At 73.8% G+C, this 21,447-nt stretch carries 22 protein-coding genes and 1 riboswitch; of the genes, 10 read left to right on the top strand and 12 right to left on the bottom strand.

The genetic code is table 11. The features are described from left to right. Positions 1-36 precede the first annotated feature (36 nt). From ACODT5_RS26430 to ACODT5_RS26415, 4 genes are all read right to left on the bottom strand, one after another. Positions 37-1,614, bottom strand: a complete 1,578-nt coding sequence (locus tag ACODT5_RS26430; RefSeq protein ID WP_422521717.1) for a cobyric acid synthase — start codon at positions 1,612-1,614, stop codon at positions 37-39. Further along, the gene (locus ACODT5_RS26425; protein WP_422521716.1) at positions 1,611-2,591 is read right to left on the bottom strand and encodes a cobalamin biosynthesis protein; all 981 of its coding nucleotides are present in this window, start codon (positions 2,589-2,591) and stop codon (positions 1,611-1,613) included. Before ACODT5_RS26425 ends, ACODT5_RS26430 begins: the two co-directional genes overlap by 4 nt. Before the next feature lie 58 nt (positions 2,592-2,649). Further along, positions 2,650-2,739, bottom strand: a riboswitch (cobalamin riboswitch). Between the two features lie 165 nt (positions 2,740-2,904). Then, positions 2,905-3,126, bottom strand: coding sequence for a hypothetical protein (locus ACODT5_RS26420; protein ID WP_243338472.1), 222 nt, complete (start codon positions 3,124-3,126; stop codon positions 2,905-2,907). A 29-nt stretch (positions 3,127-3,155) separates the two neighbouring features. After that, positions 3,156-4,436 carry an inorganic phosphate transporter gene (locus ACODT5_RS26415; RefSeq protein ID WP_422521715.1) on the bottom strand — a complete coding sequence of 427 codons (1,281 nt, stop codon included), beginning with the start codon at positions 4,434-4,436 and terminating at the stop codon, positions 3,156-3,158. Between the two features lie 334 nt (positions 4,437-4,770). Here ACODT5_RS26415 and ACODT5_RS26410 point away from each other — a divergent pair, with 334 nt between their 5' ends. Continuing rightward, entirely contained in the window at positions 4,771-5,913 is a 1,143-nt protein-coding gene (locus ACODT5_RS26410) for an alpha/beta hydrolase family protein (RefSeq protein ID WP_422521714.1), read from the top strand. A 166-nt stretch (positions 5,914-6,079) separates the two neighbouring features. After that, on the top strand, positions 6,080-7,522 hold the full coding sequence (locus tag ACODT5_RS26405; protein ID WP_422521713.1) for a hypothetical protein: 1,443 nt from the start codon (positions 6,080-6,082) through the stop codon (positions 7,520-7,522). Positions 7,523-7,573: 51 nt separating this feature from the next. Here ACODT5_RS26405 and ACODT5_RS26400 read toward each other — a convergent pair whose 3' ends face one another. Then, positions 7,574-7,969 (bottom strand): VOC family protein, encoded by a 396-nt coding sequence (locus ACODT5_RS26400; RefSeq protein WP_422521712.1) that lies wholly within the window; start codon positions 7,967-7,969, stop codon positions 7,574-7,576. A gap of 70 nt (positions 7,970-8,039) precedes the next feature. Further along, positions 8,040-8,930 (bottom strand): KPN_02809 family neutral zinc metallopeptidase, encoded by an 891-nt coding sequence (gene ypfJ / locus ACODT5_RS26395; protein WP_422521711.1) that lies wholly within the window; start codon positions 8,928-8,930, stop codon positions 8,040-8,042. A 287-nt stretch (positions 8,931-9,217) separates the two neighbouring features. On the opposite strand from ypfJ, the gene ACODT5_RS26390 reads away from it, so the two are divergent. The 8 genes from ACODT5_RS26390 (at position 9,218) to ACODT5_RS26355 (ending at position 14,893) form a co-directional block, all read left to right on the top strand. After that, positions 9,218-10,816 (top strand): ABC-F family ATP-binding cassette domain-containing protein, encoded by a 1,599-nt coding sequence (locus tag ACODT5_RS26390; RefSeq protein ID WP_385369708.1) that lies wholly within the window; start codon positions 9,218-9,220, stop codon positions 10,814-10,816. A gap of 353 nt (positions 10,817-11,169) precedes the next feature. Then, positions 11,170-11,391 carry a helix-turn-helix domain-containing protein gene (locus ACODT5_RS26385; protein ID WP_204357858.1) on the top strand — a complete coding sequence of 74 codons (222 nt, stop codon included), beginning with the start codon at positions 11,170-11,172 and terminating at the stop codon, positions 11,389-11,391. Positions 11,392-11,561: 170 nt separating this feature from the next. Then, on the top strand, positions 11,562-12,341 hold the full coding sequence (locus tag ACODT5_RS26380; RefSeq protein WP_422521710.1) for an enoyl-CoA hydratase/isomerase family protein: 780 nt from the start codon (positions 11,562-11,564) through the stop codon (positions 12,339-12,341). A gap of 448 nt (positions 12,342-12,789) precedes the next feature. Next, positions 12,790-13,227 (top strand): Asp23/Gls24 family envelope stress response protein, encoded by a 438-nt coding sequence (locus ACODT5_RS26375; RefSeq protein WP_422521709.1) that lies wholly within the window; start codon positions 12,790-12,792, stop codon positions 13,225-13,227. A 10-nt stretch (positions 13,228-13,237) separates the two neighbouring features. Continuing rightward, on the top strand, positions 13,238-13,462 hold the full coding sequence (locus tag ACODT5_RS26370) for a hypothetical protein (RefSeq protein ID WP_422521708.1): 225 nt from the start codon (positions 13,238-13,240) through the stop codon (positions 13,460-13,462). Beyond that, complete coding sequence (locus ACODT5_RS26365) at positions 13,459-13,821, top strand: Asp23/Gls24 family envelope stress response protein (protein WP_422521707.1); 363 nt, start codon at positions 13,459-13,461, stop codon at positions 13,819-13,821. The genes ACODT5_RS26370 and ACODT5_RS26365 overlap by 4 nt, the downstream gene beginning before the upstream one ends. Then, a complete protein-coding gene (locus ACODT5_RS26360; protein ID WP_422521706.1) occupies positions 13,818-14,348 on the top strand; it encodes a DUF6286 domain-containing protein in 531 nt (176 codons plus the stop codon). Before ACODT5_RS26365 ends, ACODT5_RS26360 begins: the two co-directional genes overlap by 4 nt. After that, the gene (locus ACODT5_RS26355) at positions 14,345-14,893 is read left to right on the top strand and encodes an Asp23/Gls24 family envelope stress response protein (protein ID WP_422521705.1); all 549 of its coding nucleotides are present in this window, start codon (positions 14,345-14,347) and stop codon (positions 14,891-14,893) included. Before ACODT5_RS26360 ends, ACODT5_RS26355 begins: the two co-directional genes overlap by 4 nt. Before the next feature lie 21 nt (positions 14,894-14,914). Here the strand turns inward: ACODT5_RS26355 and ACODT5_RS26350 are convergent, their stop codons facing one another. From ACODT5_RS26350 to ACODT5_RS26325, 6 genes are all read right to left on the bottom strand, one after another. Beyond that, complete coding sequence (locus tag ACODT5_RS26350; protein ID WP_422521704.1) at positions 14,915-15,670, bottom strand: SDR family oxidoreductase; 756 nt, start codon at positions 15,668-15,670, stop codon at positions 14,915-14,917. Positions 15,671-15,680: 10 nt separating this feature from the next. Continuing rightward, positions 15,681-16,478, bottom strand: coding sequence for an SURF1 family cytochrome oxidase biogenesis protein (locus ACODT5_RS26345; protein ID WP_422521703.1), 798 nt, complete (start codon positions 16,476-16,478; stop codon positions 15,681-15,683). A gap of 98 nt (positions 16,479-16,576) precedes the next feature. Beyond that, positions 16,577-16,810 (bottom strand): hypothetical protein, encoded by a 234-nt coding sequence (locus tag ACODT5_RS26340; protein WP_112453882.1) that lies wholly within the window; start codon positions 16,808-16,810, stop codon positions 16,577-16,579. 135 nt (positions 16,811-16,945) lie between these two features. Then, positions 16,946-17,920, bottom strand: coding sequence for a DEDDh family exonuclease (locus ACODT5_RS26335; protein ID WP_422521702.1), 975 nt, complete (start codon positions 17,918-17,920; stop codon positions 16,946-16,948). 49 nt (positions 17,921-17,969) lie between these two features. Next, positions 17,970-20,642: an MXAN_6230/SCO0854 family RING domain-containing protein gene (locus tag ACODT5_RS26330; protein WP_422521701.1), complete on the bottom strand. Its 2,673-nt coding sequence runs from the start codon at positions 20,640-20,642 to the stop codon at positions 17,970-17,972. A 149-nt stretch (positions 20,643-20,791) separates the two neighbouring features. Continuing rightward, complete coding sequence (locus ACODT5_RS26325; RefSeq protein WP_422521700.1) at positions 20,792-21,418, bottom strand: TetR/AcrR family transcriptional regulator; 627 nt, start codon at positions 21,416-21,418, stop codon at positions 20,792-20,794. Between the last annotated feature and the right edge of the window lie 29 nt (positions 21,419-21,447).

The raw sequence follows: 21,447 nt of genomic DNA, 5'->3' as shown, positions 1-21,447 counted from the left end.
GGTGGGTAGGGGACGGCCCCCGCAGGGGCGGGGACGTCACGGCGCGCCCGGGGGGAGGAAGGGGAGGCCCGGCGGGGCTCCGGTCTCGATCAGGCGGAGCAGGGCGTCCGTGTCCGCGTGTTCCTCGATCAGGTCGCCGAGCAGGTCGAGCTGTTCCTCCCGCAGGGAGGAGAACGACGTGTCCGGGGCCGGGACGAAGCGGCGGCCGGCCGCGGCGGCGACCTCGCGGAGGAACGCCCGGCGGAAGCCGTCCGACTCCAGCGAGCCGTGCCAGTGCGTGCCCCACACCTCGCCGACCCGGCACCCGTCCAGGAAGGGGGTGCCGCCGAGGACCTCGGCCACCCCGTGGTGGATCTCGTACCCCTCCACCGGCTCGCCCAGCGCCGAACCCACCGGCCGGGCCAGGGTCTTCTCCCGCTCGAAGCGGACCCGTACGGGAAGCAGCCCGAGCCCCGGCACGGAGCCGGCCTTCGACTCGACCTCGTCCTCGATGTGTTCGCCCAGGACCTGGAACCCGCCGCAGATGCCCAGGACCGGCCGGCCCTCGGCGGCCCGCCGGGCCAGCGCGTCCGCCAGCCCCCGCTCGCGCAGCCAGGCCAGGGCCTTGACCGTGCCGCGGGTGCCGGGGACGACGACCAGGTCCGCGTCGGCCAGTTCCTCGGCCCGGTCCACGAACCGCACCACCACGCCCGGCTCCGCCGCCAGCGCGTCGACGTCCGTGAAGTTGGACATCAGCGGCACCGCGCAGACCGCGACCCGCAGCACGTCCTCGCCGACGGGCGGGGCGACCACGGATTCCCGTACGGCGCCCCGCAGGGCTGTGCTTTTGAAGAGGGGCCGCAGGCCGTCCTCCTCGTCGATGCCCAGCCCGTGCTGGAAGGGGAGCACCCCGTACGTGGCCCGCCCGGTGAGGCCGCGCAGCATCTCCATGCCCGGTTCCAGCAGGGTGACGTCGCCGCGGAACTTGTTGACCAGGTAGCCCGCGATCAGCGACTGGTCCTCGGGGGAGAGTAGGGCCGTCGTACCGAAGAAGGACGCGAAGACCCCGCCCCGGTCGATGTCGCCGACGACGACCACCGGGAACCGCGCGGCCCGCGCGATGCCCATGTTCACGATGTCGGTCCGGCGCAGGTTGATCTCGGCCGGGCTGCCCGCCCCCTCGCAGATCACGGCGTCATACGTGCCCCGCAACTGCTCCAGGCAGTCCGTGACGATGCCGAGCAACTGCTCCTGCCTGCCCCCGTGCAGCGCTTTCCCGGGGGACGACCCCCCGGACCCCCCGAAGAAACCGCGCGCGCTCATCTCGCCCACCGGCTTGCCCAGCAGCACCACCTGGCTGCTGCGGTCGCTGCCGGGCTTGAGCAGCACCGGGTTCATCAGCGCGGTCGGCTCCACGCGGGCCGCCTGGGCCTGCATGGCCTGCGCGCGGCCGATCTCGGCGCCCTCCCTCGTCACGAAGGAGTTGAGGGACATGTTCTGTGCCTTGAACGGGGCCACCTTCACGCCCTGTCGGGCCAGCCACCGGCAGATGCCCGCCGTGACCACGCTCTTGCCCGCGTCCGAGGTCGTACCGGCGACGAGGAGACCCCCGCCGCGCTTCGCGCCGCCGCTCATGCGGGCCGCCCCTTCTTCTGCGTAGTACGGGCGGCGACCGTCCGGGAGACCAGCGTCCGGGCGGCCACGCAGGCCCCCAGCGCCACCCACGTCACCTGGCGCGACAGCCGCACCGCGCGTTCTATGTCGGCGACCTCCACGGGCCGCCCGGCCGCGCCGTTGAGCACGGCCCGGTGTTCGACCCGGCCCGCGTACGCCAGGGTCCCGCCCAGCCGTACGCCGAGCGCCCCGGCGAAGGAGGACTCCACCGGCCCCGCGTTGGGGCTCGGGTGCTTGGCGGCGTCCGCGCGCCAGGCCCGTACGGCGCCCCGCCGGTCGGGCCCGGCCAGTACGGCGGCCAGGGCCGTCAGCCGGGCGCCCGGCCAGCCGGCCACGTCGTCGAGCCGGGCCGAGGCCCAGCCGTAGCGCAGGTGGCGGGGGGACTTGTGGCCGACCATCGCGTCCAGGGTGTTCACGGCGCGGAAGGCCAGCAGCCCGGGGACGCCCGCGACGGCGCCCCACACGAGGGCGCCGACCACGGCGTCGGAGGTGTTCTCGGCGACCGATTCGACGACCGCGCGGGCCATCTGCTGCTCGTCCAGCGCCTGCGGGTCGCGGCCGCACAGGTGGGGCAGCCGCTCGCGGGCCACTTCGGCGTCCCCGGCGGCGAGCGCCCCGCCGATGGCCCGGGCCTCCCGGCCCAGCGAGGTGCCGCCGACGACGGCCCAGGTGGCGGCGGCGGTGAGGGCGATGCGGGCGGCCGCGGGCCGGGAGCGGACGGCGCGGGCGCCCAGTGCTCCGACGGCGGCCGCGCCTCCGGCGCACAGCAGGGTGTGCAGGGCGCCCCGCGCGCGGTCGTCGCGCCACAGGGCGCGTTCGACGGCGGCGGCGGCTCGTCCGAAGGCGGCCACGGGGTGCCCACGGCGCGGATCCCCGAGGATCCGGTCGCCGATCAGGCCCGCCGTGGCGCCGTACGCGAAGACGCGATCGGCACGCATGGTGGCAGGTATGTCCTCACTCAGGGTCCGCGCCCTGGTTCGACGTGTCCGGCGGCGAGAGTTCCTGGCTCCCGGCCGCACACGGCCAGAGGTCCGCGTGCGCCGGTGACAGTGGCGGGACCGCGCCGGATTCGCACCGGACTTCCTCTCCATGCCGCCGTAATGGCTCGGGCAGTCCACCACGCAGCGCGAAGGCCCGTCAACTCGCCGTTGACCTGCGGTGGGGTGGTGGGGGAGGAGGGGCCGGGGCATGCGAAAGCTCCCTCCGGTACGAACCCGGAGGGAGCCTTCGCAGGTGCTGCCGTCCCGCGCCTCAGGCGACGATCAGGTAGATCCCGTAGGCCACGGCCGCCGCGCAGAGCGCGAAGCAGGCGTACGCACCGCTGCGGGCCAGGGTGGCGGCGCCGCCCTGTTCGGTGGCGGCCTCGTGCTTGGAGAGTCCCATCAGGCCCAGGGTGAACAGGGTCACCAGGACGACGGTGGCGGAGAGGCTGACCCCGAAGACGGAGCCGAGTGCTTCCCAGTCGATCTTCATACCGCTGAATCCTCTGTCGTTCTCGGGGGTCAGACGGCCGCGGCCGGAGCCGCGGGGGTCGTCGTCGCGGCCGGGATGGTGGCCTTCAGTTCCTCGTCCGTCACCGCGGCGGTGCTGCCGGCGGCGACCGCCCCCGCGAGACCGGTCGGCGGGACGCTGACGGCCGCGATGGCCGTGGTGACGACACCCGGCTCCTCGGCGGCGTCCGCGGCGACCTCGTTGACGTTGGTGTGGTCGACGACCTGGCGGCGGGAGATCAGCCAGATGGCGACGCAGGAGCCGATCAGGAAGACCGTGACGCCGGCGATGCCGATGTCCCCGGTGCGCATGACCAGCTCGGCGCTGGCGGCGACCAGGGCCGCGGCCGGGAGGGTCAGGCCCCAGGCGATGAACATGCGGGTGGCGGTGGACCAGCGGACCACGCCGCCCTTGCGTCCCAGACCCGAACCCATGACGGCGCCGGAGCACGCGTGGGTGGTGGAGAGGGAGAAGCCGAGGGAGGAGGAGGCCAGGATGACGCTGGCGGCCGAGGTCTGGGCGGCGAAGCCCTGCTGCGGCTGCAGGTCGGTCAGGCCCTTGCCCATGGTGCGGATGATGCGCCAGCCGCCCAGGTAGGTGCCCATCGCGATGGCCAGACCGGCGGAGACGATGACCCAGACCGGCGGGTTGGAGCCGGGGGAGAGGGCGCCGCCGGCGACGAGCGCCAGCGTGATGATGCCCATCGTCTTCTGCGCGTCGTTGGTGCCGTGCGCCAGCGAGACGAGACCCGCGGAGGCGATCTGGCCGGCGCGGTAGCCCTTGGCCGAGGTCTTCTCACCCATGCCGTTGCCGACCTTGTACGTGACCTTCGTGGCCAGGTACGCGGCGAATCCGGCGACCAGCGGCGCGGCGATCGCGGGGATCAGCACCTTGGTGACGACGACGCTGCCGTTGACGGCGCCCATGCCGGCGGAGGCCACGGCCGCACCGATCAGGCCGCCCATCAGGGCGTGCGAGGAGCTGGAGGGCAGGCCGACCAGCCAGGTGACGAGGTTCCAGAGGATCGCGCCGACCAAGGCGGCGAAGATGACCTCCGGCTGGATGCCTTCCTCGTTGACCAGTCCCTTGGAGATCGTCTTGGCGACCTCCACGGACATGAAAGCGCCGACGAGGTTGAGCACGGCGGACATCGCCACCGCGGTCTTGGGCTTGAGGGCGCCGGTCGAGATGGTGGTGGCCATCGCGTTGGCCGTGTCGTGAAAACCGTTCGTGAAATCGAACACGAGAGCGGTGATGATCACGATCCCGAGGAGAAGCGTTATGTGCTCCATTTACCCAGGCTTCTGTTTGACGTCAGTGGTTCGTGGACCGTAGGCAACCTGGATGAACGGAAGGTGAACTGGCAGGGTTCATGCGGTGTATCGGTACGGCACCCGATCGGGACTTTCGTCCCGGGAAGGGTGTTGATATGTCGATTGACGCACGTCACGGCGGGGTGTCCGCACGTTTCGGGGAGGGACTTCCGGTAGGGGCAGCTGTTCATCCGGAACCCCCGAAGAGACCTAGATCACCTCCGTGCCACCCCTCCGTGCCACCCCTCCGGGGTGTCGGCCGGAACGATTCCCTCCGGTGGCCCGCCGACCCGTCCGCCTCGACACTGGAGCGGTGCGTACCGCTACAGCGACGGCAGCCGCCGTCACCACGACCCTGCTCGGCGCCGGCGCGGCCGCCGTCACCGCCGCCGCGCTCGCCGGCCGGTACGCCGCCGACGCGGCCCTGCGGACCGAGCCCGGCCGTCCGCTCCCCGGCAGCCCCCGGCTCACCGTCCACTCCACCGCGCCCGGCCGGGTCGAGCTGACCCGCTCCCTCGCCTCCCTGAGCCCCGGCACCTACGGGCTCACCGCGCCCGGGGTGCACGCCGTGGTCGGGCCCGTCCTGCCCGACGCCCCGCACGGCCCCGACACCGTGGTGCGCCGGCTCGTCGCCGTCACCCACGGCAGCCTCGACCCCGGAACCCGCGTCACCCTCACCCCCCAGGTCCACCTGGGCAACCCGGCCGCCGCACTCGGACTCGACCACGCCGACGTGGACGTCCCCGGGGAGCTCGGCGCGCTGCCCGCCTGGTTCGTGCCCGCGGCCCGCGACACCTGGGTGATCACCGTCCACGGGCTCGGCGCCACCCGCGAGCACCCGATGGTGGTCATGCCCTTCCTCCACCGCAACAAGCTCCCGGTCCTGGACCTCGGGTACCGGGGAGACCTCGGCGCCCCCGAGCCGCCGGACGGCCTCGGCCACCTCGGCGAGTCCGAATGGCGCGATCTCGACGCCGCCATCCGCTATGCCCTGCGCTACGGCGCCCGCCGCGTGGTCCTGCACGGCTGGTCGACCGGCGCCACCATGGCCCTGCACGCCCTCGAACGCTCGGCGCTGGCCGGCCGGATCTGCGGACTGGTCCTCGACTCGCCCGTACTGGACTGGCACGCCACCCTGCGGGCCCTCGCCGCCGCCCGCCGCACCCCGGCCCCGCTGCTCCCGTTCGCGGTCAAGGCCGCCGAGAGCCGCGCGGGCCTGCGGGCCGACCGGCGGGCCCCGGGGTCGGATCCGGCCGCACTGAAGGTGCCCGTACTGATCTTCCACGGCCCCGACGACACGCTCGCCCCCTGGGAGCCCTCCCGCCGGCTCGCCGCGGCCCGCCCCGACCTCGTCACCCTGCACTCCGTTTCCGGAGCCGCCCACGGAGCGATGTGGAACGCCGATCCGGCCGCGTACGAAGAGGCGCTGCGCCGCTTCCTGACCCCTTTCATGTGACGGGCCGGTCGGACGGGCCGGTTGGCGGATCGTCGGACGAGTTGTCCGAAGACTGCGGGGCGGACGGGGCGGGGAGGGCGGGTTGTCCCGTTCTGTCCCTACGGGGCCTTGTGGCAATGGCTGGTTCCGTTTGGGCTTTCGGCCAGTGACGGGCGAGACTGCTCACGTGACGTCCCGAAAGCCTGATGAGCAGTTGGCTCGCGACTCCAGACTCCGACTCGTCGCCCCGCGGTCCGTGGCCACGGCCCGCAAGGCGGTGACCGACCGGCGCACCCGGACCGCCCCGCGGCCTCCGGCGGGCACGCCCGCCACGGCCGACCTGGCGAACAGGGCCCGCGCCTCCCTCGCCGACGCGGTACGGCTCGCCCGCTGGGCCGAGCTCCACCTCGGCGCCGCGGACGGGTCCGGGCCCGCCCTGGCGGGCGCCCTGCCCGCCGCCGAAGCCGAACGCGCCGCCGCCCAGCTGAGCCTGACGCCGGGCCAGATCCGGGTCGGCTGGGACCGCGCCCGGCTCGCCGGGCTGATCGAGATGCACGGCGGACACGCCCGCCCGGGCTGGCGCCTGCGCGCCTGGAACCGGGACGACACCGCCGTCCTGCGCGGCTGGGTCGCCCTCTTCGACGCCTGGTCACTGGTCCACCCCGCCCCCGCCGACATCGCCCCCGCGGCCGTCGCCGAGGTGGTCGAGGCCATGCCCCAGCTGCTCTCCCTGCTCCAGCTCTCCGCCGGTCCCGTGACCGTCCCCGATCTGCTGGACCTGCTCGGACAGCGCGTCGCCGAACTGCGCGACGAGCGGTGCGAGGTCCCCTACGAGTCCACGGCCCAGGCCGCCGGAACCCCGCACACCGGCTCCGTCCCGGCCGGCCCCGCGCCGGCGACGGCACCCGTCCCGCTCGCCCGGCTGCTGCGCTGGGCGCTCGGCGGGCTCGCCGCCGTGGACGCCGTCACCCTCGGCCCCGCCCGGGCCACCCTCACCCCGCTCGGGAGCTGGGCCGTCTGGGTCAAGCTGGAGCAGATCTGCGTCGCCGCGCAGAGCCCCGCCGGGAACATCGAGCAGTCCGCCGCCGCCATGCTCCACGGCTGCGCGCGGCTCACCCCCGGCCCGGCCCGCGCCGAGTACCAGGCCTGGCTGGCCGCCCGGCCCGTCGGCCACGCGGTCTCCGAGCTACTGCTCGCCGCCCGCGGCGAGGACGCCCTGCTGCGCGGGCTCGCCTTCGAGGCCCTGCGCGTCGTCGGAGCCCCCGCCGAACCGGAGGTCCGCAAGGCCTCCCGGGAGGCCGCGCTGCGCCCCTACGCCCTGCTCTGGCTCGCCGAGCACGACGGGGTCGACCCCGACGAGGCGCAGGACGTGCTCACCGCCGAGGAGCAGACCTGGCTCTGGGTGGACACCGCGGCGGCCATCGCCGACCACGGCGAGGCCGAGCTGCTGGCCCGGCACCTCGACTCGGCGGTGCGGACCACGGTTCCGCGGCTGCTGGACGAGGTCCGCGCGGTCGGGCACCCCCGCACCGTGCAGGTGCTGGTCGCCCTGGCCGCCGCCCATCCCGATCCCGCCCTGGCCAAGGCGGTGCGCCGGGCCGCGTTCCAGGTGCACACCGGCGGCGCGTAGCACCCGTAGACAGGAGTGCGACCGGCCTGCCTCAGTGCGCGCCGCGGGGTATCAGACCTGCGGCGCGTACGTCCCGAAGCTCCACACGTTGCCCTCGGCGTCGCGGGCCATGTAGTCCCGCGAGCCGTAGTCCTGGTCGGTCGGCTCCATCAGGATCTCCACACCGTGCTCGACGGCCCGGCGGTGGTGCGCGTCCACGTCGTCGACGCGCACGTAGACCCCGGTCGGGCCGGCCTTCTCCATCGCCTTGTCGAAGGCGCTGCCGGTGCCCTTGCTGCCGAGCATCACCATGCCGTTCCCGTAGGACAGCTCGGCGTGCACCACCGCGCCGTCCTCGCCCTCGTACGCCGCGACCTGGGTGAAGCCGAAGGCTTCGGTGAGCAGGTGGATGGCGGCCTTGGCGTCGGTGTACAGCAAGGTCGGACAGATGGACGGAACGCCTGCCATGACGATCACTCCCTCTCGTGCCGCGGGTGGACGGTGATCCACGTCACAGCATGGCAGGCGCCGCCGACACTCAGCGGAAGGTGTTGCACTGGGCCATGTCGCCCGTGCGGTAGCCCTGGTAGAACCACTGCTGGCGCTGCTCGGCCGAGCCGTGGGTCCAGGACTCCGGGGACACCCGGCCCTGGAACTTCTCCTGGATCCGGTCGTCGCCGACCGCGGCCGCCGCGTCCAGGCCGTCCTTGATGTCCTGGTCGGTGAGGCTGGTGATCAGGGGCTTGCCCGTGGACTCGTCCGGGGTCTTCGTCGCGTTGTGGGCCCAGACCCCGGCGTAGCAGTCGGCCTGCAGCTCGACCCGTACCGCGTTGCTGTTCGCGCCCTGCCGGCCGTCCTGGGCCTTCTGCAGGGTGCCGGTCAGGTTCTGGATGTGGTGGCCGTACTCGTGGGCCACCACGTACGCCTGGGCGAAGGGGCCGCCGCTCGCGCCGAACTTCGTGCGGAGCTCGTTGAAGAAGCCCAGGTCCAGATAGACCTGCCGGTCACCGGGGCAGTAGAAGGGGCCGACCGCCGAGGTGGCCGCCCCGCAGGCGGTGCCCACCTTGCCGGTGAAGAACACCGTCTGCGCCGGGGTGTACTGCGCGCCGCGCCTGGCGAACTCCTGCTTCCAGAAGTCCTGGGTGCTGTTGATCACCGCCACCAGCCGGCAGTCCTCCTTGGCGTTCGCGTCCGCGCCCGTCTTGCAGCTCTGCTGCACCTGCGCGACGGAGGAGGAGGTCGAAGCGGGCTCCGGGCTTCCGTCCGACAGGCCCAGCTGCTCCGGGCCCACCCCGAACAGCAGACCCATGATCAGCGCGATGAAACCGATGATGCCGCCGCCGATCGTGGCCTTCCCGCCCGGGATGCGGCTGCCGCGTACGTCCTTGACCTCGGAAGTGTCCAGATTGGCGTTGTCGTCGAACTGCATCCCGCACCGCCCTCCATTCCTACCAAGGGGGGTACGAGTACGCCCCTGCGGCGAGTATCAACCCGTTCATCCTCATACGCCCCCCGGCCGGGAGGCGTGTTCCGTGGGCCGAACGGGGGACACGGGGGCAGGGGCGGCGCCGGTCCCGGGAGGGGCGGCCGGGCCCGAAAGTAGTTGCGGGCCACCGGTAGAATGACTCCCATGGCAAATCTCCTCGCGGATTAGCGGCGTAGAAGCATCGCGTCCTGCCCCCCTTCCGCCGTCCCGACCCGCCCTGGAGTATTTCCGTGATCACCGCCACCGGCATCGAGCTGCGCGCCGGCGCCCGCATCCTCATCGAGAACGCCTCCTTCCGCATCGCCAAGGGCGACCGCATCGGCCTCGTCGGCCGCAACGGAGCCGGCAAGACCACCCTCACCAAGTGCCTCGCGGGCGAGGGAACCCCGGCCGGCGGCAGCATCGCCCGCTCGGGCGAGGTCGGCTACCTCCCGCAGGACCCGCGCACCGGCGACCTCGACGTGCTGGCCAGCGACCGGATCCTGTCCGCGCGCGGACTCGACGTGCTGCTCAAGAAGATGCGGATGAACGAGGAGCGCATCTCCTCGGGCTCCGGCGCCACCCGCGAGAAGGCGATGCGCCAGTACGAGCGCCAGGAGACCGAGTTCCTCACCAAGGGCGGTTACGCCGCCGAGTCCGAGGCCGCGACGATCTCCGCCGCCCTCGGCCTGCCCGACCGGGTGCTCGGCCAGCCGCTGCACACCCTCTCCGGTGGTCAGCGCCGCCGCGTCGAGCTCGCCCGGATCCTCTTCTCGGACGCCGACACCCTCCTCCTCGACGAGCCGACCAACCACCTCGACGCCGACTCGATCGTGTGGCTGCGCGACTACCTGAAGACCTACCGCGGCGGCTTCATCGTCATCTCCCACGACGTGGACCTGGTCGAGACGGTCGTCAACAAGGTCTTCTACCTGGACGCCAACCGCGCCCAGATCGACGTCTACAACATGGGCTGGAAGCTCTACCAGCAGCAGCGCGAGGCCGACGAGAAGCGCCGCAAGCGCGAGCGCCAGAACGCCGAGAAGAAGGCCGCGGCCCTGAACTCGCAGGCCGACAAGATGCGCGCCAAGGCCACCAAGACCGTCGCCGCCCAGAACATGGCCAAGCGCGCCGACCGGCTGCTCGCGGGCCTGGACGCCGTCCGCGTCTCCGACAAGGTCGCCAAGCTGCGCTTCCCGGACCCGGCGCCCTGCGGCAAGACCCCGCTGACCGCCGAGGGCCTGTCGAAGTCCTACGGCTCGCTGGAGATCTTCACCGACGTCGACCTGGCCATCGACAAGGGCTCCCGCGTGGTCATCCTCGGCCTCAACGGCGCCGGCAAGACCACGCTCCTGCGCCTGCTGTCGGGCACCGAGAAGCCCGACACCGGCACGGTCGTCCCCGGCCACGGCCTCAAGCTCGGCTACTACGCCCAGGAGCACGAGACCCTGGACCCCGAGCGCTCGGTCCTGGAGAACATGCGCTCCTCGGCGCCGGACCTGGACCTGGTCGCCGTGCGCAAGACGCTCGGCTCCTTCCTCTTCTCCGGCGACGACGTGGACAAGCCCGCGGGCGTCCTGTCCGGTGGCGAGAAGACCCGCCTCGCCCTGGCGACGCTGGTCGTCTCCTCGGCCAACGTGCTGCTGCTCGACGAGCCCACCAACAACCTCGACCCGGCCAGCCGCGAGGAGATCCTGGGCGCCCTGCGCACCTACAAGGGCGCCGTCATCCTCGTCACCCACGACGAGGGCGCGGTCGAGGCGCTGGAGCCGGAGCGGATCATCCTGCTCCCCGACGGCGTCGAGGACCTGTGGGGCCCGGACTACCGGGACCTGGTGTCGCTCGCCTGAGGCCCTTCCGCTTCCGTGATCCTTTGCTTATGGATCATTCGGCTCAGACGTGATCCATCATCTGAGTGAGACGGTCTCATACCGATCCGTGCTCGACGACGGCCCCGGCCGCGCATCCTCGCCGATGCGCCCGGGGCCTTCCGTTTACCCGTTCCGGCCCCTGACCTGGTGATTCATACCGGCCGAGCGGAAATGTGACGGAGGTCATGCAGCGGAAGAGAAGATTCCGTTCTGCTCGGCCGTCCACGGCTGAAGAAATGCCGCCGTACCGACCTTGCTGAATGGGTGGCCAGGAAGCCGGGGAGGGGTGATCATGAGAAGTCCAGAGCGCACTTCCCATAGAGGAGGCACGGGTGGCCGAAACTCTGAAGAAGGGCAGCCGGGTAACCGGCGCCGCGCGTGACAAGCTCGCGGCAGACCTGAAGAAGCAGTACGACTCCGGTGCGAGTATCCGGGCGCTGGCCGAATCGACTGGCCGGTCCTACGGATTCGTCCATCGGATGCTCAGCGAGTCCGGAGTCACGCTGCGTGGTCGCGGTGGCGCGACACGCGGCAAGAAGGCGGCTACGGCCTGACCATTTGGTTCCCCTTGGTTCCAACGGTTCTTCCGTATTCAGCTTCACGGTTCCAGTTCCACCGTCCTTCGGTGACCCCCGGTCGGCTCCATGGCCGGCTGGGTGGTTACTGTGCAGTCACTTAGGCCGAGAACGCGGCCGAACGACGGCACAACACCGGAGGCACACAGATGGCTCTGCTCGACAAGGACGGCGTACGGCTCACCGTCGACGACACGGTCGCCACGGTGACATTGACCAATCCGGCCAAGCGAAACGCTCAATCCCCCGCGCTCTGGCGGGCGTTGACGGAGGCTGGAAGGTCGTTGCCGGGCACCGTCCGGGTCGTCGTGCTGCGCGGCGAAGGGCAGTCCTTCTCCGCAGGGCTCGACCGGCAGGCGTTCACCCCCGAAGGCTTCGAGGGCGAGCCGTCCTTCCTTGACCTGGCGCGCGGTTCGGAGGAACTGCTCGACTCCACCATCGCCGAGTACCAGGAGGCGTTCACCTGGTGGCGGCGCAACGACATTATCTCCGTCGCCGCCGTTCAGGGGCACGCGATCGGTGCCGGTTTCCAGCTTGCCCTCGCGTGCGATCTGCGCGTCGTCGCGGACGACGTGCAGTTCGCCATGCGCGAGACCGGGCTGGGCCTGGTGCCCGACCTCGGCGGCACCCAGCCGCTGACCTCGGCGGTCGGCTATGCCCGCGCGCTCGAAATCTGCGCGACGGGACGCTTCGTCCACGCCGAGGAGGCCGAACGGATCGGCCTCGCGAACCTGGTCGTCCCCGCGGGCGAGCTCGACGCGGCCGTCCAGGACCTCACCACCGCGCTGCTGGCTCCGCCGCGGGACGCGGTGATCGAGACGAAGGCGCTGCTGCGGGGTGCGGTGTCGCGCCCTTACGAGGACCAGCGCGCTGCTGAGCGTGCCGCCCAGGCCCGCCGCCTGCGCGACCTGGCAGGCCTCTCCGACTAGCCGCACCGCCGCGGCACGGGGGCCGGCCCCCGGACCCCGCTCCTCAAACGCCGGAGGGGCTGGATTGTGCCCGGCCTCGGCCGCACGTGCGCCCCGGAGGGGCTGGTTTGCCGCGCAGCGGCAACTCCAGCCCCTCCGGCGTTTGAGGAGCGGGGTCCGGGGCGGAGCCCCAGGGGGTCCGGGCGCAGCCCGGCACCCCTTCCCAGCCCGTCCGGCGCCTGAGGACCGGGGTCCGGGCAGCGCCCGGGGAACGGTGGAAGGGCGGGCAGGGGACCTCGCCCCGCGCAGCGGCAAGGGCACGGCGGGGACCTTGCCCCGCGCAGCGGCAAGGGCGCGGCGGGGACTTTGCCCCGCGCAGCGGTCACTCCCGTAGCCGCGTCGGGACGGGCGCCTCCCGGGGTGCCGACTTACCGTTGGTCGGGAGCCCGCACGCGCGAAGGGATACGAGATGACCGAATCCGCCGCCACAGGCGGCAGCGCCACCAAGCCCCCCGCCGACCGCGGAAGGACGACCATCGCCGACGGCGTGGTCGAGAAGATCGCCGGCCTGGCCGCCCGCGAGGTGGTCGGCGTCCACGCCATGGGCAGCGGCACCGGCCTCTCCCGCACCTTCGGCGCCGTCCGCGACCGCGTCCCCGGCGGGGCCAAGTCCACCGTCAGCCGGGGCGTGAAGGCTGAGGTCGGCGAGGTGCAGACCGCCCTCGACCTGGAGATCGTCGTGGATTACGGCGTGTCGATCCGGGACGTGGCCCGGGCCGTCCGTGAGAACGTCGTCTCGGCGGTGGAGCGGATGACCGGCCTCGAGGTCGTGGAGGTCAACATCGCGGTCGGCGACGTGAAGCTGCCGGACGAGGACGACGAGGAGCCGGAGTCCCGACTGCAGTAGAGGAGTCCGCATGAGCATGGCGGTCGTCGGCCTGGTGGCCGGCATGGCACTGGGGTTCGCCGGGTACTTCGGCGGCTTCGGGGCCTTCCTGCTGGTGGCCGCCCTCGGCGCCATCGGCTTCGTCGTGGGCCGGTTCCTCGACGGGGACCTGGAACCGGGGGACTTCTTCCGCCCCCGGGGCCGCCCCGGCGACCGGGACGGTGACCGCGACCGCGGCCGGGACCGGGACCGATGAGCACCCCCCGCCCCACCCCGCCCCGGGTGCCCGCCGCCGAGCGGGGAGCCACCCGGATCGCCGACCGGGTCGTGGCGAAGATCGCCGCCCAGGCCGCCCGCGAGGCGCTGACCCGGCCCGCGCCGGACGCGGCCCCGCCGCACGCCACCGTCACCGTGCACCACGACATCGCCCGCGTACGGGTGGTCCTGGAGCTCCCCTACCCCTCCGACCTCGCCGCCCAGTGCGCGGCCGTACGCCGCCACGTCGCCCTGCGCGTCGAGGAGTACGCGGAGATGTCCGTACCCGAAGTGGACGTGGACATCGAGCAGCTGTGCCCCGCGCGGCCCGCCGCCGGGCGCGACCGGCGGGTGCGGTGAGCGCCCGCTTCCGCTCGCCCCGGCGGCTCCCCGCCGCCGTGGGGGCGCTCGCCGTCCTCGGGGTGGCCGGGCTCTTCCTGTACGACCTGGCGGCGGTACGGGCCCACCGCCCGGGGATGCGCTGGCGCGACGAGCTCTCCCGGGCGCTGGAGCGGCACACCCCGGCCGACCCCGGCGTGCTGATCGGCGGCGCGGTCCTGGCCGCGGCCGGCGCCGCGCTGCTGCTGTACGCCCTCACCCCGGGCCTGCGCGGGATCCTCCCGATGAGCTCGGGGCACCCGGAGGTGCGGGGCGGACTCGAACGCAAGGCCGCCGCGCAGGTGCTGCGAGACCGGGTCATGGAGGTGGCCGGGGTGCGGTCGGTGCGGGTCAGCGTGGGCCGCTCCCGCATCGGGGTCCGGGCCGTGTCCCACTTCCGCGAACTGGACGACGTACGGGCCGACCTGGACGCGGTGCTGGCCGTCGGCGTCGACGAGCTGGGGCTGGCCCACGAGGTGCGGCCGAGGGTGCGGGTGAACCGCCGGTGACCCTGGGAACGGTGAACCGGGTCCTGCTCGCGCTGCTCGGCCTGGTCCTGCTGGCGGCGGGCGCGTCGGTACTGACCGCGTCCGGGCCGTTCGAGGGCCGCCACGAACCTTTGCTGGCGCCGCACGGGCGGGGCTGGCCGGGGCCCTGGTGGGTGGTGCTCGCCGTCCTCGGCGTCTGCGTACTCCTGGCGCTGTGGTGGCTGCTGTCCCAACTGCGGCGGGCCCGCCTCGCGGAGGTGCTCGTGGACACCGGGGACGGGGCGTTCGCGGTGCTGCGCGGGCGGGCGCTGGAGGAGGCCGTCGCGGCCGATGTCCAGGAGGCCGTGGAAGGCGTGGCCCGGTGCCGGGTCACGCTGCGGGGCCGGCGCGGGGCCCCGGCCCTGCGGGTCGCCCTGGAGCTGGAGCCGCACGCGGTGCCGGCCGACGTACTGGCGGCCCTCGCCGGCCCGGTGCTGGGCCGGGCCCGCACTTCGGCGGCGCTCGAGGCCCTCCCGGCGGAGGCCCGCCTCCACGTCACCCCCCGCCGGGCGCGAAGGGTGACATGAGGCGGAGCCGGGGCGGAGGGCTCAGAAGCCGTGCCGGGAGCCGCCGTCCACCGGGAGCATGACGCCGGTCAGGTAGGAAGCCGCGGGGGACAGCAGGAACGCCGCCGAGCGGCCGAACTCCTCGGGGCTGCCGTAACGCCGCAGCGGGATCCGCGACTCGCTGCCGGAGCGGGCGAGGTCCGCGTCCCCGGACAGGGCGTCGAGCTCGCGGACCCGGTCGGTGTCGATGCGGCCGGGCAGCAGGCCGATCACCCGGATGCCGCGCGGGCCGAGCTCCACGGACAGGGACTTCGCGAAGCCGGCCAGGCCGGGGCGCAGCCCGTTGGAGATGGTGAGTCCGGGGATCGGCTCGTACACGGAGCCGGACAGGACGAAGCCGATGACCCCGCCGTCGGAGAGCTCGGCGGCCGCCGCCCGCGCGAGGCGGACCGCGCCGAGGAAGACCGAGTCGAAGGCGGCCGTCCACTGCTCGTCGGTGTTGTCCGCCGCCGAGCCGGGCGCCGGGCCGCCGACGCTGATGAGGATGCCGTCGAGGCGGCCGAAGTACTCCCGGGCCGCGGCGACGAGCCGGGATGCGGCCCCGGGGTCGGCGTTGTCGGCGGCCACCCCGACCGCGTTCGGGCCCAGCGCCTTGGCCGCGGCCTCGGCGCGCGCCGCGTCCCGGCCGGTCAGCACCACCTTCGCGCCGTCGGCGGTCAGTTCGCGGGCGGAAGCGTAGCCGAGGCCCCTGGTGGCGCCGGTGACGACGTAGACACGGTCCTTCAGTCCAAGATCCATGCCCGACACGCTACGCGGTCGCCACCGGCTCCCGCTCGGATGCGGCGCTCCCGGCGGCGGCCGCGGCCTCGCGGTCGCGCTTCTCGCGCCGTACGAGCACGATCCAGCCCACCGGCACCGCAGAGGCGAACAGCCACCACTGCACGGCGTACGCCATGTGCGCCCCGATCGAGTCGTGGTCGGGCTCGGCGACCACCTCGGGCTTGTCGTCGGCCGGTACCGGCGTGGTGAGTTCCAGGTAGCCGCCGAGGACGGGCCTGCCCAGGTACTGCGCCTGCCGGGCGCTGTTGATCAGCATCACCTGGCGGTCCGGCAGGCCCTTGCGGTCCTTGATGCCGCTGCCGCCGCTGGTCTCGTCGGCCTTGAGTCGACCGGTGACCGTGACCTCGCCGGTGGGCGCGGCCGGCACCGGCGGGTAGGCGCGCGGGTCGTCGCCGCCCGCGACCCAGCCCCGGTTGACGAGCACCGCCCGGCCGTCGGCCAGTACCAGCGGGGTGAGGACGTGGAAGCCGACCTTGTCGTCGTTGTCGGTGCGCATGCGCACGACGACCTCGCGCGCGGAGTCGTAGGTGCCGGTGGCGGTCACGGCACGCCAGTAGTCGGCGCGCGGGACCACGTGGCCGGGGGAGGTGACCTCGGTCATGGGGACCGGCTTCGCCCGCAGGTTCGCGTCGATCAGCTCGTTCTGCGCGACCCGGTGCTCGTGGCGGTGGAACTGCCAGAAGCCCAGCTTGATCATCGCGGGGATCAGGACGAGGCCGATGAGGGTGAGACACACCCACTGCCGGGTCAGTACAAAGCGGTACACGCCCACGACGGTACCCCGAGCGGCGAGGACCCCGGCGGCCGGGTGGCCGTCCGGGGTCGTGGGCGAGGAAAAGGATGCGGGGAGCGGGGGGACGGGAGTCAGACGCGGTCGGTGATGCCCACCTTCCCCTCCGCGCGGGCGCAGTGCCCGCCGCAGAACCACTGTCCCTCGACCTCGACGCCCTGTCCGATGATCTGGACCCGGCAGTGCTCGCAGATGGGCGCCATGCGGTGAATGGCGCAGGAGAAGCAGTCGAAGACGTGCACAGCACCCTGTGCGTGGACTTCGAAGGACATGCCGTAATCGTTCCCGCAGACTTCGCAACGTGCCATGCGCGGCATGCTGCGCAGGGCGGACCGCCGGAACAAGATCCACCGGGGTGAGTCGCCGCGCGTGCACCCGGCCGGCCCAACGGGCGGCCCCCGGACGTCCCCTCGGATCCCCTTACCCAGTGCCGTTCCGTGTGGTCAGTCTCCCGCCGGAGCCACGTCCCGCAGCAGCTGGGTGAAGGCCGCCTCGTCGACGACGGGGGTTCCGAAGGACTTGGCCTTCACCGTCTTGGAGGTCGAGGAGTCCGGGTCGTTCGTCACGAGCAGGCTCGTGAGCCGGGACAGGCTCGTCGCGATGTGCAGGCCCGCCTCCACCGCGCGGTCCTCCAGCAGCTCCCGGTCCACCGAGGTGTCGCCGGAGAACGCGATCCGCATGCCCTGCTTGAGCGGGGTGCCGTCCGCCCACCGCCCCGGGTTCGGGTACGGGCACGGCGGCCGCTTGCGCGAGGCCCGCCAGCTCGAGCCCGCACCGTACGAGGCCTGGTATCCGACGCGCGGGGCGGCCGGGGTGTCCGACCACTCCGTCAGCGGCCGGCATTCCAGCAGGGGCAGCCGTACGTTGTCCCGCGCGGCCGCGTGCAGGGACGGACGGAACGCCTCCGCGAGGACCCGGGCGTCGTCGAGCGCGTGGTGGGCGCGCTGCTGGACCACGCCGAAGTGCGCGGCGAGCGACTCCAGCTTGTGGTTGGGCAGCGGGAGGTTCAGTTCCTTCGACAGGGCGATGGTGCACAGGCGCTGGCGCACCGGGGCCGTGGCCTCGGCCCGCGCGTACTCACGGGCGATCATCTGCCAGTCGAAGATCGCGTTGTGCGCGACCAGCACCCGGTCGGCGAGCCGGCCCGCGAACTCCTCGGCGATGTCCTTGAAGAGCGGCGCGTCCTGGAGCATGTCGCTGGTCAGACCGTGGATCCACACGGGCCCGGGGTCCCGGAGCGGGTTGACCAGCGTGTACCAGTGGTCCTCGACGTTGCCCTGAGCGTCGAGCCGGTAGACGGCGGCGGAGATTATCCGGTCGTCGCGCGCGAGCCCGGTGGTCTCCACGTCGACGACCGCGTACCCCTGTGGGTACGCGGTCGGCCACATCGTCTCTGCGGTCGTACGGTCGGCGAGCATGGTCACAGAGGATATCGGCCCGCGCCGACACTCGAAGCCCTACGGCCTTTCAGCCCAACTCCGCCACGAGATCCCCGGCCGTCACCCGGGCGAAGGACCCGGGCACTTCGGCGGGTCCGGGGAAGAGCCGGTAGGCCGTCCCCGAACCGCCCACCGGGGCCACGCTCGCGTGGGTCAGCGCCAGGAACGCGCGCTTCCCGGCGGCCAGTTCGGCGGCCTCCGCGTCCGCGTCCGCGCGGGGCCGGCGCTCTTCGGGCGGCGCCAGGGCGGCGATCCGCGCGGCGAAGCCGGCCGGTTCCTCGCCGGCCGCGGCCCGGTACAGCCACACCTCGTCGGCCGCCGGACTCCCGGTGGCCCGCCGGATCACCGCCACCACACGGGTGCGGGCCGCCGCCCGCCACACGGCGAGGTCCCACAGGGTGGTGCGGGACCCGGAGGCGAAGTGCGCCCACGCGTCCGAGGCCACGGCCGCGACCCGGTCTCCGTGCGGGGTGACGCTCTCGAAGTCGTCCGAAGGCGGCAGGCTCAGGTCCGCCCACAGCGCCCGCCGTGCGGCCAGGTCCACGACGATCGGCATCCGGGCCCGCGTCGCGGGGCCGCCCAGGGCGAAGCTCCGTACGGCCGTGCGCGGCCCGTCCGCAGACGCGCGCGGGCCGCCCGCCGGGCGGGCCGCGAACCCGGTGATGGCCCGGGCCAGCTCCTCGAACGGCACCTCGCTGTAGCCGGACACGAGCGGCACCGCGTACGCGTCCCCGCGCCCGGCGAGCCCCGCCAGGTCCAGGTCGACGTACTCCGTCCGTCCGTCCCGTCCCGGCACCGGGTCCCAGCCGCCGCCGTCGTGCACGGCCCCGGCCCCGGACGTCCCGTACGCCGGGCGGTCGCGGTCGCACAGGCCGGTGAACCGCCAGTCGGCGTCGAAGAAGGCCACCGCCAGGTTCAGGAGCGCCACTTGGTCCCGGGCCTCGCTCCAGTGCAGGAACAGGCGCAGCGTCCCGTCCTCGGGCAGCGCCAGGAAGCTGCCCCGGGGCACCGCGACCGCGGACCCGCCGGAGGGCACGGGCAGTTCCGCGAGCCCGGAGTCCAGGACGGCCAGGTCGTACGGTTCCCCCTCGGCGCGGGCGAACCGGCGCAGCACTTCCGACTCCAGCGGGGCCAGTGCCGCCGTGACGAGCGGGCCCGGAAGCGGCGGGCGCGCCTCCGGCGCGGAGCGGACGTGACCGGCCGGGCCCTTGGGGAAGAACACGCGCCGCGAACCGGTCCGGTCCGATGCGCGCCCGCGCAGGGCCCCGAGCGCGGCCAGCAGCGGGCCCGCGCCGACGGCGGGGAGGGCGCGGACCAGCTCCCGGGCGAGCTCGGGGGCCAGGCGATCGCCGGTGTGCAGGCGCAGCAGGTGGTCGAGGCGCAGGACGAGCTCGTCGGGGCGCTCCGCGGCCACCGCGGCGGCGGCCCCGGGGTCCGCTCCGGCCCGGGCCTGCTCCAGCCGCCGGGCCCACGTCGCGGGCCGGAGCCGGTCGCCCTCGACGCGTACGGCGTCCAGATGGGCGGCGGCGCTCTCCCGCAGGGCCGCGCCCATGGCTCCGGACAGGACGGTGCCCCGCAGCACGGCGAAGGCCAGGGCGGCCCGGGGATGACGGGCGTACCGCTCGAAGGGGTGCAGGGTCTCGGCGGCCCGCTTCCAGGCCGTCGGATACCGCAGCAGCTCCTCGACGAGGCCGGCGGCGGGCAGCGCGTCGAGTACGCCGAGCAGCGCGCGGCGCAGCGGCCGGGAGGGGGAGCGGAACCCTGACGGCGCCGGCGCGAGCAGCTCCGGCTCCCCGCCGGACAGCGCGGCGAGGAGCCGCAGCACGTCGGTGGCGCCGGTCAACTGCCCGGGGAGCAGCGGCAGTACAGCGGCCTGCGGGGCGGTGCCGGTCAGCAGGCTGGCCAGGACCAGCGCCCGGGTCTGCGGTACGGGGATCCGCGCGGGCAGCCAGTCGAGGTCGTCCGGGGCCAGCCGGAGCAGCAGGGTCAGGTCGGCGTGGTCCTCGGGGGACAGCGCGGCCGGCCGGGTGAGCAGCGGGGCCAGCGCCAGGGCGGCGTCGGCCGCGGGGTCGGTGCCGAGCCGGAGCAGCCGGAGCGGGCCGGGCGGGATCCCGCCCCCGTCGCTGCCGGCCGCGCGGTGCTCCGTAGCGGGGGAAGCGGGGGAAGCGGGGGGAGCGGGAGAGAGGAAGGGCGCGGCCGGGTCGACGGGACGCAGGCAGACGGGGCAGCCGGTGTCGGTGCGGTCGGTGCTGTCCCGCCGGGAGCCGTCCCAGCAGGAGCCGCAGACGAGGTGGGCGCACGGGGCGAGGGCACGCACCGGGCGGGTCCCGGCGCAGAGGGAGCACGGCCGGGCGGGGTCCCGGCGCAGCAGGGCGAGGACGCGGTCGGTGTACCAGCGCTCGGTGTCGTGCGGGATGGAGAAGGGGAAGCGGCGGAAGGCCGGCCGGGGCCCCCGCCCGTCGCACGCGAGCCCGTCGGCCAGCGCCAGCAGGCGCGAGCGCTCCTCGGCGAGGTCGGTCGGCGCGAGGACGGCCAGGGCGGCGTACAGCTCCCGGCTCAGGGTGTGGCCGCGTTCCAGGAGTTCGCCCTCCAGCGGGCGGACCCCCTCGGTGCCGGGCGAAGCGGCGGCCGGCGGCCGGTCGACGTAGACGGTCCGGAGCCGGCGCAGCATGAGCTCTTCGACGGATCGGGTGACGGACACGGCCTGGTTTCCCTCGTTTCCCTCCGCGAACGAAAAACGGGGGCGGAGAGAGGGCGCGCGGACTTTCCGTGAAAGGGAGAGGATGCACGCCGGGGAGCCGCCCCCGTGGAGCAGATCCCATCACGGGCGGCCGCGCGGCGGCAAGCCGGTTACCCGGCCGGTGGCGCCAGCAGGGCCTTCACCAGGGCCCGCAGGGTCAGCTGGAACAGCCGTTCCGGATCCACGGGCCGGGCCAGCGCGCGGGCCAGCGGCGGGTCGTGCGGGGCGTCGGCCGGGTCCCAGAGCTCGCTCTCGGCGGGGGACTGGGCGGGGGATCGTTCGCGATTGCGCTCGACCAGGACGAAGCCGATGATCTGGAACTGGATCGCACGCACCGCGTCCGCGGCCCGGGTCCCGCGCAGGCCGGCCGCGTGCACCTCGTGGACCAGGGCCTGCTGGGCGGGCAGGAACATCCGGTCGGTGAGGCCGCGCTCGTGGACCATCGCGATCAGGTGGGGGCGCTCGCGCAGCTCGCGGCGCAGGATCCGGGCGACCGAGAGGATGCGGTCGCCGGGGGTGCGGCCGGCCGGCCGGATGGCGCCGACCTCCTCCACGGTCCGCTCCACGAGGGCGTCGAGCAGCGATTCGCGGTTGCCGACGTGCCAGTAGATGGAGGTCACCGCGGTGCCCAGCTCGGCGGCGAGCTTGCGCATGGTGAGGGCGGCCGGGCCGTGCTGCTTGACCAGGGACGCGGCGGCGTCCAGTACCTCCGCGCGGGTCAGCGTGGTTCTGGCCATCGTGTCCGTCCCAACTTTCCTTGGATCTG

The sequence above is a fragment of the Streptomyces tatrensis genome (assembly GCF_049310065.1).
Lineage (GTDB): Bacteria > Actinomycetota > Actinomycetes > Streptomycetales > Streptomycetaceae > Streptomyces.
Note: the sequence above shows the minus strand (reverse complement) of the source record. Positions and strands in the feature narration are given on the sequence as shown.